The organism is Paenibacillus pasadenensis (assembly GCF_002864175.1).
Lineage (GTDB): Bacteria > Bacillota > Bacilli > Paenibacillales > Paenibacillaceae > Paenibacillus_O > Paenibacillus_O pasadenensis.
Window position 1 is genome coordinate 244,294 of the sequence record NZ_NFEZ01000001.1, and the last position, 15,961, is coordinate 260,254.

Below are 15,961 nucleotides of genomic sequence, written 5' to 3' on the forward strand. Positions count from 1 at the left end.
GGTCTAGCGGATTTCCTTGCGCTCGAAGACGGCGATGCCGATGCCGATGAAGGCGGCGGCGACGAGCAGCGGGACATAGACCGACTGCGCGAGCTGCGCCGAGCTCATCGCGGGATCGGCGTAGGCGTTGATCAGGCTGAAGATGGAGTGCCGGTACATCGTTTCGACGAACGGGATGAACTTGCCGGCCATGGCGTACAGGCCGTCCGCGAAGAAATAGAAGACGAACAAGGTGCCGATCGTCTTGCCGCTGTCGGTCAGCACGGTCGCGACCGCGCCGGTCACGGCGGCGAACGCCGCGGACAGCGTGACCGTCACGAGCAGCGAGCGCCAGGCGTAGTCCGCCGCGGACGCTCCGCCCGGCAGCTCGCCGACGCCCATCAGCGCGGAGCCGAGCGCGAAGATGACCGCCGGGAAGATGAGGGCGACGAGCACGGAGCCGCCGATGAAGACGAGCAGCTTGGCGGCGATGAAGCGGCTGCGGCTGTAGCCGGAAGCGGCGCCGCGCTTGATCGTGCCGGCGCTGTATTCGCTGGAGATGAAAAATCCGGCCAGCACGCACAGCCCGATCTTGATGATGTAGTTGTTGCCTCCCATCGCCGTGGCCAGCAGGTCGAGCCCGCTCGCCGCGCCCCGCGTCCCGCCGCCGTCCGGATCGTCGAAGTACGTCAACAGGACGTAGGCGATGCCCGATGCGGCCAGCACGGCCGCGAGCAGCCAGAGGGAGCGGTTGCGGAGCAGCTTGTAGCTCTCGGAACGCAGGAGGTTAAGCATGGCCGCCGCCTCCGATCCGCGAGGCGAAGTAGCTTTCGAGATCCTCGCCCATCGGCATGAGCTGCTCGAGCTCCAGCCCGCCGGCGACGAGCGCCGAGGCGACGGCCGCCGGCCGGTCCAGATGCGCGTACAGCCGGATGCTGCCGTCCGCCGCCACCTCGAATTCCCGGGTCGCGAGCTCGCGCTCGAGCACGACGGCCGCGCGCTCCGGCAGATTCACCTTGATGTGGATGAACTGGCGGCAGCGCTCCTGCAGCTCCCGGCTCGTCAGCTGCTCCAGCAGCCGGCCCTTGTGGATGATGCCGTAGTGCGTGGCGAGCAGATGGAGCTCGCTCAGGATGTGGCTGGAGATGAGGATCGTGATCCCGCTCTCCCGGTTGAGCCGCGTGAGCAGCTCGCGCATCTCGACGACGCCCATCGGATCGAGTCCGTTGGTCGGCTCGTCGAGGACGAGCAGCTCCGGCTGCCCGAGCAGCGCGACGCCGAGCGCCAGCCGCTGCTTCATGCCGAGCGAGAACGCCCGCGCCTTCTTGCGTCCGGTGCCGGACAGGCCGACCAGCTCGAGGGTGCGGCGGACGCTTTCGCGGCCGGGGATGCCCTGCTGCAGCCGGTGCGCCTCCAGATTCTCGGCCGCCGTGAGCTGCGGGTAGAGCGCGGGGCTCTCGATGGACACCCCCATGCGCCGGCGCGCCTGCACGAGCTCGGAGCCGCTCGCCGCCCCGAACAGCTCGACCGATCCGGACGTCGGGAACGCCAGCCCCGTCACGAGCTTCATGAGCGTCGACTTGCCGGCTCCGTTCTGCCCGATGAAGCCGTAGATCGCCCCTTTGCGGACCGTCATGTCCGCATGGTCGAGCGCGACCTGCTTGCCGTACTGCTTGGTCAATTGATGCGTCCTCAAGACGTATTCCTGCATGATTGCCTCAGCCTCCTGGTCCCGGTTCGGGTCATGGCTCAAGTGTAAAGGCCGTTTCGTAAGCGTTCCTAAAGCCAATCCATAAGAAAGGCTTAAGTTTTGAGCCGGTAGCCCATGCCCCAGATCGTCTCGATGTACTCTTCCCCTGGACGGACCTTGGCCAGCTTGCTCCGCAGATGGCTGATATGCACGCCGACGACGTTGTCGCCTCCGCCGAGGAACTCCTCGCCCCAGACGCTCTCGAACAGGTTCGCCTTGGTGAAAAGCTTCTTCGGAGAAGCCATGAGCAGCGCGATGATGTCGAACTCGCGCGCCGTCAGCGCCATCTCGGTCCCTCCCGCCGTCAGCGTCCGGGCTTCGGGATCGAGCTCCAGGTCCTTGTGCCGCAGCGGCTGCGGACCCGGCTGCTGCGGCAGGCGGCGATGGCGCCGGAGCACCGACCCGACGCGGGCCGATACCTCCTCGAGGTCGAACGGCTTGGTGATGTAGTCGTCCGCGCCGGTCCGCAGCGCGGAGATCTTGGGCTCGCGCCCGTCCCGCGCCGAGATGACGATGACCGGGCAGCCGTGCCGCGCGCTGATCGCCTCCAGCAGCTCCTCGCCCCGCTTGCCCGGCAGCATCAGGTCGAGCAGCACGAGCGCCCACGGCCGCTGCTCGAGGTAGAGCTGCGCCTCCGTGCCGGAGTAGGCCGGCTGGGGCTCATGCCCGTCCTTGCGCAGCACGCCGCACAACAGCCGGCTGATGTCGTCGTCATCCTCGACGACGAGGATGGGCAGCTTGTCCGTCATCTTTCCTCTCCCTCTCCCTCTCGCAAGTCGAGCGCGGCCAGATCCCTCGGCTCGGCCTCGATTTTTCACTATTGTAGACGTCAAACAGGAACCACAGGCCATTTTGACGAAATACACAACGGAAATCCATAACGGAAATCCATAACCATGCAGAGGTCATCGGAATGACATTGAAAAAAAGAATTTTCATCATTTATTTCCTCGGTTCGCTCGTTCCGTTCGTTTTTATCGTCATGATCTCTTACTATACCATCAACTCGATCCTGACCAACAAGCTTGAATCCAGCATCCAAAGCAATCTGAGCCAAGTCACCTTGTCCTTGGAGAATTCGCTCAGCGGCCTGAACCATATTTCCCAGCAGTTCGCCTACGAGGGCAGGACCGTCAAGGAGCTGGACGAGCTGATCCGCACGGAGGAGTCTTTCAACCGGATGAAGCTGCAGCATCAGTTCAAGAGCAAGCTGAACCTGATCACGTCCACCAATCCGGACATCGGTCTCGCCATGTATTATTTCGAGAAGGACCAGTCCTATCGGTTCGCCAACTTTCCGGTGAAATACAGCTTTTCTTCGGGAAAGCTGCCTCTCTTTGCCCAATCTTACGGAATTATTTATTATGGACCGCATGAAAGCTTCAACCGGCTGGACAACGAGCCGGTGCTGTCGGTCCTTCGGAAGGTGGATTTTCCCGGGAGGGATGACGCCTACGTCTATATCGAGTCCGGATTCCAGCTGGTGAAGAACATGCTCGACAGCAAGGAAGCCCGCAACAATCCTTCCCGGGTGGTCCTGCTGGACAGGAAGGGAAAGATTCTTTACAGCGAGGCGCCGCGACTGTTCAAGAGCGGGACGGCTTTCCCCGGATTCTCTCCGGAGAAGAGCGCCGATTACAGCAAGGGCTACTACTGGTACAAGCAGGAAAGCAAGCAGGGCTGGAGCGCCGTCTCCCTTTTCGCAGAGGCCGATTTCAACAAGGAGAAGAACCGCTGGTTCCTGCAAACCTCCCTGTTCTCCCTCGTCTTGCTGGGGGTGTCGGTGCTGCTGGCCGGGCTGTTGTGGAAGATGGTCTACAAGCCGCTCGGCGTCTTTCAGAAGGAAATCAAGACGATTACGCATGCGGAGGCGAGCGCAAGCCCCAAATGGACCGACATTCCGGAATTCGACGCGCTGCTGCGCCAATTCCAGAATATGAAGAGGCATATCTGGGAGCTGTTCCATGAGATCGGGGAGAAGGAGAAGCAGCGCGTGGACCTGGAAGTGGAGAAGCTGCTCCATCAGATCAATCCTCATTTCCTGATGAACACGCTCGATACCGCCCACTGGCTGGCGGTCATGAACGGACAGCATGAGATCGACCGCCTCGTGCAGTCGCTGAACAAGCTGCTGTACTACAATCTCGGCAAGCTCGGACGGCCCTCCACGATCGAAGAGGAGATCCAGGCGACCGAGCAGTATTTGACGCTGCAGCAGATCCGGTATGATTTCCAGTTCGATGTCCGCATCCAGGTCGAGGAGGAGCTGCTCAAGAAGGAAGTTCCGCGATTCATCCTGCAGCCGCTGGTGGAGAACTCGCTCTATCATGGACTGGACGACGAAGGATACATCCAGGTCGTCGTCCGGCAGAACCGCGGCATCGAGATCGCGATCCATGACAACGGCTCGGGAATGTCCGAGGAGAAGATCCAGGAGCTGCTCGGCAGCGAGCCTTCCGAGCAGCAGAAGACAGGAATGGGAATCGGCATGAGCTATGTCAAGCGTACGATCGAGACCCGCTACGGCGATCGGGCCAAGCTGGAGGTCCGCAGCGAGCTCGGCAAGGGGACGAGCATCTTCCTGACGGTACCGATTGAAGAGGAGAGAAGGCAACTATGATTAGAGTGCTTGTAGTGGACGACGACAAGCTGGTCCGCAAAGGGCTCATCTCGATGATGCCCTGGAGCCGCTTCGGCATGGAGGTTGTCGGCGAGGCGTCCAATGGGGAGAAGGCGCTTCGCTTTCTGGAAGCCAACGACGTCGAGCTGATGCTCACCGACCTCGGCATGCCGGTCCTGTCGGGGATGGAGCTCATGCGGGTCGTGCGCGGCCGCTTTCCCGAGCTTCCGGTCGTCGTGCTTACCCTGCACCAGGACTTTGAGTACATCCAAGAAGCCCTCAGGCTGGGCGCGATCGACTATATCGCGAAAGTGGAGCTGGAGAAGGAGCAGCTGGAGGACGTGCTCGGACGCATCGCCGAACGGATCCGCGACAAGCCGCGGGGCGAGGCGGCCGGCCGTTCTCCGGCAGGGATCCGAGAGCCGAGCCTGCAATGCGGCTATGCGCTGATCGGGCTGGACGGCCAGGATGAGGGCGGCAGGATCGAGCAGCTGAAGCAGGACGCCCAAGCCGAAGCCATCGCTGTCGACCGCAATGCCTGGCTGCTGCTTGCAGCCCGCGGGAGCGAGGAGCGGCTGCAGGCAGCCGTCTCCCGCCATAGCGGGTCGAGCCGCGATACGGCATGGATCCAGTGGTCGGATCTGCATGGCTTTACGCTGGCCGAGCTGCAGAGCTGGGTCCGGACGTTCGCCGGCACGGAGCTGTTTTATGCCTTCGACCCTCGGAGTCCGGTCCTGTCGCTCTGCATCCTTCCAGGCGATGAAGGACCGCTCCAGCCGGAGGGGGGCGAGCAGGAGCTGGAGCCGCTGAAGGAGCTGCTGCTGTCCGGAGAATGGCTGTATGACGACAGGCTGTTCGGCCGGCTCAAGGGGGGCATCAAGGGCATGCGGATTCCGCGGCCGAAGCTGATGGGACTGCTGTATGCCTTCGCCAGCGAACGGAACCGCATCTTCTCGTCGACTTGGGACGGCAAGCTGGAAGTCGACGAGTCGTTTTCATCCTGGCATCGGATCGAGCAGTGGCTCGAAGCGGTGCGAGAGAAGCTCCGCCTGCTGGCCGCGAAGATCCATTATTCGCAGGATATCGTCAACTGCGTCATGAAAGCGGAGCAGATGATGCGGGCCAGGCTGGACCAGCCCCTGACCTCTGCCGAAATCGCCAAGGAAATGAACATGAGCCGAAGCTACTTCAGCCAATGCTTCAAGGACATCATGGGTCGCACCTTCAAGGAGCATGTCCGCGAGATCCGGATGGAGCAAGCCAGGCAGTATCTGCTGCATACGAACCGGACGATCCAATGGATCGCGGAGCACACCGGGTATATGGACGAGAAATACTTCAGCCGCATCTTCCGCGACCAGTCCGGGATGCTCCCGAGCGAGTACCGGGTCCGCAAGCGGACGCCGCGACAACTTTAGACGCCCAGGAGGACCGCATGTTGAAAACGAAGGCTAGAGCGCTTCTGATCGTGATCCTGCTCGCCGCGGCTGCCGCCGCCTGCAGCGAGCCCGGATCCGGCGGACCGGCAAGGGAAGCGGAGGGAGAGCCGGCATTCTCGCCCTATAGCCGTCCGATCGTCCTGTCGATCGCCATGGAAGTAGACCCCAACTACAAATCGTATACCGGGGAGACGCCGGCCAGCAATCCATGGATCAGAGCGATCCGGAAAGAATTGAACGTCGACGTCCGGATCGACTGGTTCGCCACCAGTGAAAATATGGAGCAGCGGATCGATCTGGCGATATCCGGCAATGCGCTTCCGGATGCGATGGTCGTGTCCCGCTACCAGTTCAGCCAGATGGTCGAGGCGGGGGAGCTGGCGGATCTGACCGAGCTCTATCCGAAATACGCCTCCCCCGCTATGAAACGGATCCTGGAGAGCGCGGAAAAAGACGCGATGCGAAGCGCGACGCGGTACGGAAGGATGCTGGCGCTGCCCTCGGCAAATCCGGAGGACTTCAGCATGATGTGGATCCGCAAGGATTGGCTGGACCGGCTGGGCCTCGAGCCGCCTGCCTCGATGAAGGAGCTGGAGCTCGTTGCTAAGGCTTTCGTCGAGGAGGATCCGGACGGAAACGGGCGGAAGGATACGATCGGCATCGCCGCCGGCGCCTCGCTCTACGATGCTTTCCATGCCGGCCCGGGCAGCTTCGACCTGAATCCGATCTTCTCCGCGTACCAGGCCTATCCGGGCTTCTGGCTTCGAGGAGAAGACGGCCAGCCGGCCTATGGATCGATCCAGCCGGAAACGAGGAACGCTCTGGCCGCGCTCCAGGATCTCTATGCCAAGGGACTGATCGACCGCGAGATGGGAATGCGGGAGACGGAGGCGGAGGTCGTGATCAACGGCAAAGCGGGCATCTTCTTCGCCCCGTCCTTCGGCGGAGACTGGTCGATTCCGGAAGCCCTCAAGAACAATTCCCGAGCCGACTGGCAGGCGTACGCCTTGCCGCTCGACGCGGAGGGCCGGTTCAATGCCAAGGTGTTCCGGCCGACGCAGTCTTATGTCGTGGTCCGCAAGGAGTACGAGCATCCGGAAGCCGTCCTCAAAGTCGTGAACATGATCCTGAGGGACAGCTACAAATACGGAGACATCTTCAAGCCCCTGCCGCATGTGCTCGTTCCCCGCGATGAGATCAAGGTGTCCGTGGAAGCGATGCGGGACGTGCTCGCCGGCCGCCGGGACAAGGCCGATTTTAAAGGAATGTCCGAGTACGCGATGCTCGCGAACGATCTTGAAACGATCCGTTCGGTGAAGCGGAAGCCGTACGCCAGCACGGGCATCGTCGATTGGAATACGCGTGACGCGAATTTCAAGCGAGCCTATTCCTTGCTCGTGGGCGGACGGAACCTGCTCGATCCGAAGGTGGAGAAGGTGCAGAGCGGCGATCATGGCCTGAATGCTCTCGACCCGTCCTGGCGGCGCTTGCTGGACGAGGAAAAGGAGGTGTTCACCCAGATCATCATGGGCGACGCGCCGATTGAAGCCTTCGACCGATGGGTGGAGGAATGGAAGCGGCAGAAGGATGAGGCAGGCGAAGGGTAGACAGATGTCGGACGGGAGGGGGAAGGATGTCGCCGGGACGAAACATTTTTCCACCTGATCAGGGGACGGATTCCTATCTTAGGAATCCGTCCTTTACTTGTATCCTGATAACAGGCCACAAACATGAAAGCGCATGCGGAAAGGGGAAGCCGCTTTTCATATCCGAGCAAGAGGAGTTCGAGCAGGATGAAGATTCATGTACAGAGAGGAAGGCGCGCCGCGATCATCCTGACATGCCTCATGCCGGTGCTGGCGTCTGGATGCAGCGCGCCGCGAGAGCTGTCGGCCGTGGAGGCGGCTCATCCCGGCGAGCAGGTGCTGATGTCCCTGAACACGCAAAAAGCCGCCTACAAGCCCGGCGAGCCCGTGGAGTTTTCCCTGGAGCTGGATCCGGCCGGGAGCGGGCTGGAGCTGATCGTCCAGTACCGCCATCTCGGGACGAAAATAGGCAGCAGGAAAGTCGCGCCGCAAGGAGGCCGGGCTTCCTGGACCTGGACTCCGCCGAAGGAGGACTTCCAAGGCTATATGGCGGAGGTGTTCGTCACCCGGGACGAGAAGATCGTCGATCAGATGAACATCGCGGTCGACGTCTCGTCCGACTGGGCCAGGTTCCCCCGCTACGGCTATCTGGCCGACTTTCCGGCCATGGACCGGAAGCAGATGGAGCGGGTGATCGAACGGCTGAACCGGTTCCACATCAACGGAATCCAGTTCTACGACTGGCAGTCCAAGCATCATGATCCGCTCCCGCTGGAAGGCGGGAAGCCGGCAGCGAAATGGAAGGATATCGCGAACCGGGAAGTCGCCTACGACACGGTGAAGGGCTATATCGACCTGGCCCACAGCCGCGGCATGAAGGCGATGAACTACAATCTCCTCTTCGGCGCATACGACGATGCCGAGCAGGACGGCGTGAGGCAGGAATGGGGACTGTTCAAGGACCGGGACCGGACGGAGCAGGATAAGCATCCGCTTCCGGGATGGGCGAGCGACATCATGCTGGTCGATCCGGGCAATCCCGGCTGGCAGGACTATATCGTCGCCAAGGAGCAGGAAGTGTTCCGCCATCTGCCTTTCGACGGCTGGCATGTCGATCAGCTCGGACCCCGAGGAACGCTGTACGATGCTACGGGACGCGCCGTGAACCTTCCCCAGGATTACGTCTCCTTCCTCAAGGCGGCCAAGAAGAGCCTGGACGTCGACTACGTCATGAATGCGGTCGACCAGTACGGGCAAGGACTGCTGGCGGCGCTGGCGCCGGTGGAGTTCCTCTACACCGAGGTATGGTCCCATCCCCGCTACGACGACCTGAAGGAAGTCATCGACAAGAACGGCCGGTCCGGCCGAGGGAAGCTGAATACGGTGCTGGCCGCCTATATGAACTACGACCATTCCAAATCCGGCAAAGGTTCCTTCAATGCGCCGGGCGTCCTGCTGGCCGATGCCGTCATTTTCGCGGCAGGCGGCTCCCATCTGGAGCTGGGGGAGAACATGCTTTCCAATGAATACTTCCCCAACCGGAACCTGTCCATCCCCGCCGAGCTGGAAGAGAAGCTGATCGATTACTACGACTTCCAGACGGCTTACCAGAACTTGCTGCGGGATGGCTTGGAAGCATTCGACGCCAAGGCGGCCGGAACGTCCGGAGTCGAGGTCTCGCCGCGAGCCGAGCCCGGCAAGGTGTGGTCGTTCGCCAAACAGAAGGAAGGCGTCGACGTCATCCATTTCATCAACCTCACGCAAGCGTCGACGATGGAATGGAAGGACAACGAGGCGTCCCAGACCGAGCCTGGCGAGCTGACGGACGTCGGCATCAAGTTCCAGGCGGAACGCAAGGTGAAGCGGATCCTGCTCGCCTCGCCCGATTATTACGAAGGTTCCTCCGTCGAGCTGGAATTCGAGCAGAAGGATGGAAGCGTATTCGTAAAGCTGCCCAAGCTGCATTATTGGGATCTGCTGCAAGTCCGCTATGAATGAATCCAATCCAACTTAGGAAACGAACCGGGAGGGTCCTATGAAAAAAAGAATGATGGCCGTCACCGCGGTCATGGTGATCGCATCCATGCTGTCCGCCGCTTGCAGCAACGACTCCGGCACTGGAAATTCTTCCAACGTGGAGAACGCGGCTGTCGAGAACGGAGAGAATTCGAACACGGGCGATGCGGAAGCCGGGACGAACGGGACGGATGAAGACGGGAACGGAGTCGCCGACTGGCAGGAGCAGCCGATCGAGCTGACCTACGCGATGCGGTTCTACGGGGAAAACGACGATACCAATCCGATGTTCCTGAACGTCCGCAAGTTCATGGAGAAATACCCGAACATCACCGTGGTCCGCGACCAGCAGCTGGCGATCGAGCAGTCGGACAACGATGAGCTGGAGATCCTCACGGCGCGGGCGATGGAAGGGACGCTGCCGGACATCTACTACTCTCCGCTGGCTGCCGAAGCCTATGACCGCGAGCTGACGCTGGATCTGACGCCGTATCTCGAGGCGGATCCCGAGTCGAAATGGATCTCGGAGAATGCGCGCAGCTTCATGAAGACGTATGACGGCAAGGAGACGTACGGCATTCCGTTCCAGTCGGTGTCGGAGTTCCCTGCCTTGAACCTGGGGCTTTTGAAGGAGAACAACATCGCGGTGCCTCCATACAACTGGACGTACGCCGATTACGAGAACCTGCGGCTGGAAGTCGCCAAGCTGACTCCGAACAACCCGGTCTTCCCAGGCGGCATCGGTTTCATCGACCACGGCCCCCATTATTTCGACGGCGTCCCGAACGGCTGGAAAGGATTCAACTCCGAGACGAAGCGGTTCGACTTCGCGAACAGTCCGAAATACGGAGAGTGGCTGGACCAGTTCGCCAAAGAGGATAAGCAAGGCCTCTGGTTCTGGGATCTGCCGGAAGACGTGCGCAAGAAGAAGGTCGGCGACTCCACCAATCCATGGGGAGACGGCCTCGAAGCGGTCGGCAACTTCTGGCTCTACTCGCTCAGCAGCAGCGTCAATGAAATGATCAAGACCCGCAACATGGACATCGACATCTATCCGATGCCGGCCGCTCCGGAAGGCGGCGTGACCGCCTTGCACGGGTACTTCGATACGCTGAGCCTCTCCAGCGCGCTGGACGAGGAGCCGGTCAAGGCGGAAGCGGCCTTCCAGCTGCTGAAGTGGCTGACCTATGGAGAAGAAGGCCTGAAGTCACGCTGGGCGCTGATCGATGAATACCTGGGCCTGCCGGAAGATGCGCCGATCCGCGCGGAGGACAGCCTGATGGACTTCGTCCAAGGCTGGCCGATCACGACCAATCCGGAAGTGCTTAAAAACCATCCGCTCGTCAAAGGCTTCCCGGAGGACAGCGAGCTGTCGATCTTCAACTTCAAGGCCTTCCAGAACGTAGACTTCCAGCAGTCGCTGTCCAATCCAGTGCCTTATCCGAGGCAGCTTCCCGGCGTGAACAAAGCCTATGAGACCTTGAATCCGTGGGAGATCCGGGATCAGATCCGGGACAAAGGCAAGAAGTACACCGATGTGGCGGCGGAGTGGGACGCGCTGATGAACAAGACGCTCGACGACTACTTGCGCGAGTACAACGCCCAGTAAGGCGAGACGGAATCCGCAGCTGCCGGTCCAAGTACTCCGACCGGCGGCTGCGGATCCTTTTTAGTAAAACTCGACGAGGTTAGGTTGTGATCAAGTGAAGGCACGCAAAAAAACCGGCTATGCGTGGGCGGGCATCGGAATCATCGCCGCAGCCGGAGCGCTGGCGGTGATGCTCCCGGGCGGCAGCCCCGCTCCGCAAGCCTCGCCGGCGGAGCTGCAGCGCAGCGCAGCCGCTGTAGAGGCGTACATGAACGGCAAGGACGGCAGCAGCCAGTATGGGCATGTTCTCCGGAGCTGGACCGAGGCCAAGCTTGCCGCTCCCGAGCGGCCGGCCGGCATTTCCCTGAAGCGGGTCGGGGGAGGACAGGTGTACGGATCGGCTGAGAGCGAAGGGTACGGCGGCGATGTCATCTATGCCGCTCCGAAAGACAAGGTGGCCTATGAAGCGGAGGTGCCGGAAGAAGGGCTGTATGAGATCTGGCTGGACGACTTCATCCTGGCGCGCTCGGCCTTGAATCCGGAGCTGAGCGTGGAGGTCAACGGAGAGAAGCCGTACAACGAGATGAATGAGATCAAGCTCCCGGTGGATTGGAAAGTGCGCGAGGGAGACAAGAAGGTGGATCGGTACGGCGATGAGCTGGTTCCCGGATCGGAGATCGATTCGGCCTGGAGAAGCGAAGGCCTTCGCGATCCCAACTTCTTTTTCGCGGAACCGCTCAAGTTCCATCTGAAAAAAGGCCGCAACGCCGTCGAGATCACGATCAACGAAGGCCATCTGCTGATCGGAAAGGCAGAGCTGAAGAACACGGCCACAGCCGTGCAGCCGTATCAGGACTATCGGGCATCCAAGCCAGGCGCCCCATCGGGCGAAGTCCAGTCCGTCACGATCGAAGCCGAGGACATGGCGCGGAAGAGCAGGCCGAGCATCCGGGCGAAGTACGTTCGCGATGCGGCCGTCACTCCCTACTCGTACAAGAACAGGGTGCTGAACGTGCTCGACGGCTACTCGTTCGGAGAAAGCGGCGACAAAGTCTCGTACCGCTTCGAAGCGAAGGAAAGCGGCTTCTACCGCCTGACCTTCAAGTACTCCCAGGATACGAACAACGGGATGCCGAGCCACCGGAAAATCGAGCTGGACGGGAACGTTCCGTTCCGCGAGCTGAGCAGCTATTCCTTCCCTTATTCCAGCGGCTGGAAAAACGAGACTCTCCAGGACGAGCACGGAACGCCCTATGAAATCTATTTGGAAAAGGGAATGCATAGCCTGACCTTGTCGAACGACAATTCTTCCGTGCGGGACATCTATCACGAGCTGCTCGAGACGGCCGAGATGATGGACGCCGCATCGCAGCAGGTCAACCGGCTGACAGGCGGACTGGTCGATCGGGAACGGAAATGGAATCTGGAAAAGTACATTCCCGAGATCTCCGCCTATCTGCTGGGAATCGCCGCCAAGATCGAGGAGCAGAAGCGGGCCTTGGCGGAACAGACGGGGAAGGAGGATCTGCCGGCCCTCTCGCAGCTGGAAGTCGCCGCGCAGATGGTGCGGGAATTCGTGGACGATCCGAACGAGCTGCCCCATTACATGGGCAAGTTCGTCGGAGATCAGACTTCCGCCTACGGAAGGATCAAGTCCGTCCTCCCCATGCTCGTCTACAGTCCTCTTCACCTCGACAAGATCTATGTCGGCAGCGGAGGGGAGCTGCCGAAGCCGGAAGCGGGGATCGTCAAAAGCTCGGTGGAGAACGTCAAGTCCTTCTTCTATTCGTTCGCCAATCCGAGATACGGCAGCGCGGGTGCCGTCGACGGCCAGACCGTCCAGGTCTGGGTGAACCAGTCCCGCCTGTATGTCGAGCTCATGCAGCGGATGATCGACGAAGAGTTCACGCCTGCCACCGGCATCAAGGTCAATCTGTCCATCCTCCCGGACGAAAACAAGCTGGTTCTGTCCAATGCGGCCGGCAGCACGCCGGATGCGGCCATGGGCGTCAGCTTCGGCAAGCCGTTCGAGCTGGCGATCCGGGGCATCATCGAGGATCTGAGGCCATACGACGGATTCTACAAGCTGGCCGAGGAGTACAACCCCGGCGCGTTCATCCCGTTCATCTACGACAAGGGCGTCTACGCCTTCCCGGAGACGCAGGACGTCAAGCTGCTCTTCTATCGCAAGGATCTGATGAAGTTCCTCGGCGAGGAGCCGCCTCAGACCTGGGAAGATGTCGCCAGCCTCGTCCCGATGCTGCAGAAGTACGACATGAACTTCTATACCCCGCTCGGATCGAACAACTCGTTCAAGGGATTCGATACGACGACGCCGTTCCTGTACCAGTTCGGCGGCCGGCTGTATGACGATACCGGCAGCAAGACGGCGATCAATGCGAGCGGCGCTTACGAGGGATTCGAATTCATGACGGATCTGTTCACGGTGTACAACGTGCCGATCACGACATCCGAGTTCTACCAGAGCTTCCGCAACGGCAAGACGCCGGTCGGAATCGGCGACGCGAACACGTACATCCAGCTGAAATATGCCGCCCCCGAGCTGGCGGGACAGTGGGCCGTCCTGCCGATCCCGGGAGTCCGGAACGAGCAGGGGGTCGTCGAGCGCTGGGATCCGACGTACGGATCGTCCAGCATCATCTTCAAGAGCAGCGAGAAGAAGGAATCTGCGTGGAAGTTCATCCAGTGGTGGGCCAGCGCGGATACTCAAAGCGCGTTCTCGTACAACATCAAGTCGACTCTGGGAGAGAAATTCCTGTACATGACCGCCAACCTGAAAGGCTTCGCGGACAGCGCATGGCCGTCCGACTCGAAAGAGGCCATTCTCGAGCAGTGGAAATGGATCCAGACGACCGGCAAAGTGCCGGGCGACTATGTGCTGGAGCGGGAAATCAGCAACGCCTGGAATGCGGTCGTCTTCAACAAGCAGAATCCGCGCACGGCGCTCGACAACGCGGTGAAGACGATCAACCGGGAGTTCGACCGGAAATTGCAGGAGTTCGGATATGTCAAGGATGGCAAGCTGATCAAGCCATACCGCGTTCCGACCATCGATAACGTAGGGAATTGGGTGAAAGACGATGGAAAGTAGCACTTCGATCGAGCGCGCGGCGAGTCCGGGCCTCAGCGGGGAAACCGAGCGGAGCCGCTTCAAGCGGCTCGCCGATTCTCCTTATCTGTTCATCCTGCCGTATGCGGCATTGTTCACGCTGCTGATCGTATTGCCGGTCGCCATCGCCGCGGCGATGTCCTTCACTTCCTTCAACACGGTGGAATTTCCCCGGTTTGTCGGCTTTCAGAACTACATCGACCTGTTTACCGGAGACTCGGTGTTCCTGCAGCATGCCGTCACCAACACGCTGCTGTACGGCGCGATCGTCGGCCCGATCGGATACATGCTGGCATTCCTTCTCGCCTGGATGCTGTCCCAGGTTCCCCACCGGATCCGGACCTTGTACACCGTCATCCTGTATTCCCCGTCCATCACCGGCCCGGTCATGATGACCGTCGTATGGAAAGTGCTGTTCAGCGGTGACCAGACCGGCTACCTGAACTACTGGTTCATGAAGATGAACCTGATCAAGGAGCCGGTGCAGTGGCTGCAAGCGCCGGATATCCTCGTGCCGATCATGATCTTCATCGCGCTCTGGGGAAGCATGGGCGTCGGATTCCTGGCGATGCTGGCGGGCCTGCTGAATATCGACAAAACGATGTATGAAGCGGCCTATATCGATGGTATTCGGAATCGATGGCAGGAGATCTTCTTCATCACGATCCCGTCCATGAAGCCGCAGATGCTGTTCGGGGCCGTCATGGCGATCATCGGCACGTTCAACGCATCCGGGATGGCCGCGGCGCTCAGCGGAGGGACGCCTCCTCCGCAATATGCCGGCTGGCTGATCGTGGACCATGCCAACGACTTCGGCTTCATCCGCTACGAGATGGGCTATGCTTCCGCGGTTACGGTCGTGCTGCTGTATATCGTAATCCTGTTCAACAAAGTCAGCTACAAGCTGTTCGGGGACAAATCCTGAAGCTTGAAACCTACTTCCGTTAGAGTGGTGAGAAGAGTGGTCAAAATCAATCCCGACAAGCTGCACCGGGATCAGACGGGGTTTCATCTGGTCCTGGCGGTCCTGTCCCTGTTCATGGCTCTGCCGATCGTGTTCATCATCAACAACTCGTTCAAGCCGTTCACGGAGCTGTTCGCCTATCCCCCGCGGTTTTTCGTCAGCCAGCCTACGCTGGAGAATTTCCGCCTGCTCGTTCATTTTTCAACGGAATCGGGCCTCCCGCTGTCGCGGTACGTGTTCAACAGCCTGCTCGCGGCGATCGCGGTCATCCTGCTTACCCTCGCGGTAAGCTCCCTGGCGGCTTTCGCCTTGTCGAAGCTGACCTTCAAGGGCAAGGACACGTTCAACAGGATCAATACGCTGGCGCTCATGTTCGTGCCGATCGCCGTAGCCATCCCGCGCTTCCTCATCATCGAGAAGATGGGCATCTTCAATACCTATCTGGCGCATATCGTACCCCTGCTGGCGATGCCGATCGGCATCTTCCTGCTCAAGCAGTTCATGGACCAGGTGCCGGATGATCTGATCGAAGCCTCCAAGATGGACGGAGGAGGAAACTGGCGGGTGTATTGGAGCGTCATGCTGCCGCTCGTGAAGCCGGCTCTCGTCACCGTCGCGATCCTGACGTTCCAGGCGACGTGGGGCAACGTCGAAAGCTCGGCCAACTTCATGAACGACGAATCGCTGCGGACGCTCCCGTTCTATCTGAACACGCTCGTGGCGCAGTCGGGGAACATCGTGGCCGGCGCCGGCTTGTCGGCCGTGGCCGGCATGATCCTGTTCGTGCCGAACCTGGTGCTGTTCATCATTCTACAAAATAAAGTCATGGATTCCATGGCTCATACGGGGATCAAGTAAATGGGAATGCGCATAGCAAAGGGAAGCTGGA

11 protein-coding genes are annotated in these 15,961 nt (G+C 60.5%); 8 read left to right on the forward strand and 3 right to left on the reverse strand.

The genetic code is table 11. The annotated features are described in order from the left end of the window. Window positions 1-3: 3 nt before the first annotated feature. The 3 genes from B8V81_RS01195 to B8V81_RS01205 form a co-directional block, all read right to left on the reverse strand. On the reverse strand, window positions 4-774 hold the full coding sequence (locus B8V81_RS01195) for an ABC transporter permease (protein WP_101807495.1): 771 nt from the start codon (window positions 772-774) through the stop codon (window positions 4-6). Next, on the reverse strand, window positions 767-1,690 hold the full coding sequence (locus tag B8V81_RS01200; protein ID WP_101807496.1) for an ATP-binding cassette domain-containing protein: 924 nt from the start codon (window positions 1,688-1,690) through the stop codon (window positions 767-769). Before B8V81_RS01200 ends, B8V81_RS01195 begins: the two co-directional genes overlap by 8 nt. Before the next feature lie 92 nt (window positions 1,691-1,782). After that, the gene (locus tag B8V81_RS01205; RefSeq protein ID WP_101807497.1) at window positions 1,783-2,478 is read right to left on the reverse strand and encodes a response regulator transcription factor; all 696 of its coding nucleotides are present in this window, start codon (window positions 2,476-2,478) and stop codon (window positions 1,783-1,785) included. Window positions 2,479-2,642: 164 nt separating this feature from the next. On the opposite strand from B8V81_RS01205, the gene B8V81_RS01210 reads away from it, so the two are divergent. The 8 genes from B8V81_RS01210 to B8V81_RS01245 all read left to right on the forward strand — a co-directional run bounded on the left by B8V81_RS01210 (window position 2,643) and on the right by B8V81_RS01245 (window position 15,930). Next, on the forward strand, window positions 2,643-4,349 hold the full coding sequence (locus tag B8V81_RS01210) for a sensor histidine kinase (protein WP_101807498.1): 1,707 nt from the start codon (window positions 2,643-2,645) through the stop codon (window positions 4,347-4,349). Then, on the forward strand, window positions 4,346-5,767 hold the full coding sequence (locus tag B8V81_RS01215) for a response regulator (protein ID WP_101807499.1): 1,422 nt from the start codon (window positions 4,346-4,348) through the stop codon (window positions 5,765-5,767). Before B8V81_RS01210 ends, B8V81_RS01215 begins: the two co-directional genes overlap by 4 nt. Window positions 5,768-5,784: 17 nt before the next feature. After that, window positions 5,785-7,395: an extracellular solute-binding protein gene (locus B8V81_RS01220; RefSeq protein ID WP_101807500.1), complete on the forward strand. Its 1,611-nt coding sequence runs from the start codon at window positions 5,785-5,787 to the stop codon at window positions 7,393-7,395. A 186-nt stretch (window positions 7,396-7,581) separates the two neighbouring features. Next, on the forward strand, window positions 7,582-9,372 hold the full coding sequence (locus B8V81_RS01225; RefSeq protein ID WP_180968347.1) for a glycoside hydrolase family 66 protein: 1,791 nt from the start codon (window positions 7,582-7,584) through the stop codon (window positions 9,370-9,372). 37 nt (window positions 9,373-9,409) lie between these two features. Continuing rightward, the gene (locus B8V81_RS01230; protein ID WP_101807502.1) at window positions 9,410-10,999 is read left to right on the forward strand and encodes an ABC transporter substrate-binding protein; all 1,590 of its coding nucleotides are present in this window, start codon (window positions 9,410-9,412) and stop codon (window positions 10,997-10,999) included. Between the two features lie 94 nt (window positions 11,000-11,093). After that, a complete protein-coding gene (locus B8V81_RS01235) occupies window positions 11,094-14,090 on the forward strand; it encodes an extracellular solute-binding protein (RefSeq protein ID WP_244912689.1) in 2,997 nt (998 codons plus the stop codon). Continuing rightward, window positions 14,080-15,033 (forward strand): carbohydrate ABC transporter permease, encoded by a 954-nt coding sequence (locus B8V81_RS01240; protein ID WP_101807503.1) that lies wholly within the window; start codon window positions 14,080-14,082, stop codon window positions 15,031-15,033. The genes B8V81_RS01235 and B8V81_RS01240 overlap by 11 nt, the downstream gene beginning before the upstream one ends. Before the next feature lie 36 nt (window positions 15,034-15,069). Further along, window positions 15,070-15,930, forward strand: coding sequence for a carbohydrate ABC transporter permease (locus B8V81_RS01245; RefSeq protein ID WP_244912690.1), 861 nt, complete (start codon window positions 15,070-15,072; stop codon window positions 15,928-15,930). The last annotated feature ends 31 nt before the right edge of the window (window positions 15,931-15,961 follow it).

Coding starts and splice junctions, on each gene's coding strand:
- B8V81_RS01210 (WP_101807498.1), top strand. CDS start 2,643: ATGACATTGAAAAAAAGAATTTTCATCATTTATTTCCTCGGTTCGCTC.
- B8V81_RS01220 (WP_101807500.1), top strand. CDS start 5,785: ATGTTGAAAACGAAGGCTAGAGCGCTTCTGATCGTGATCCTGCTCGCC.
- B8V81_RS01240 (WP_101807503.1), top strand. CDS start 14,080: ATGGAAAGTAGCACTTCGATCGAGCGCGCGGCGAGTCCGGGCCTCAGC.
- B8V81_RS01225 (WP_180968347.1), top strand. CDS start 7,582: ATGAAGATTCATGTACAGAGAGGAAGGCGCGCCGCGATCATCCTGACA.
- B8V81_RS01215 (WP_101807499.1), top strand. CDS start 4,346: ATGATTAGAGTGCTTGTAGTGGACGACGACAAGCTGGTCCGCAAAGGG.
- B8V81_RS01200 (WP_101807496.1), bottom strand. CDS start 1,690: ATGCAGGAATACGTCTTGAGGACGCATCAATTGACCAAGCAGTACGGC.
- B8V81_RS01205 (WP_101807497.1), bottom strand. CDS start 2,478: ATGACGGACAAGCTGCCCATCCTCGTCGTCGAGGATGACGACGACATC.
- B8V81_RS01230 (WP_101807502.1), top strand. CDS start 9,410: ATGAAAAAAAGAATGATGGCCGTCACCGCGGTCATGGTGATCGCATCC.
- B8V81_RS01195 (WP_101807495.1), bottom strand. CDS start 774: ATGCTTAACCTCCTGCGTTCCGAGAGCTACAAGCTGCTCCGCAACCGC.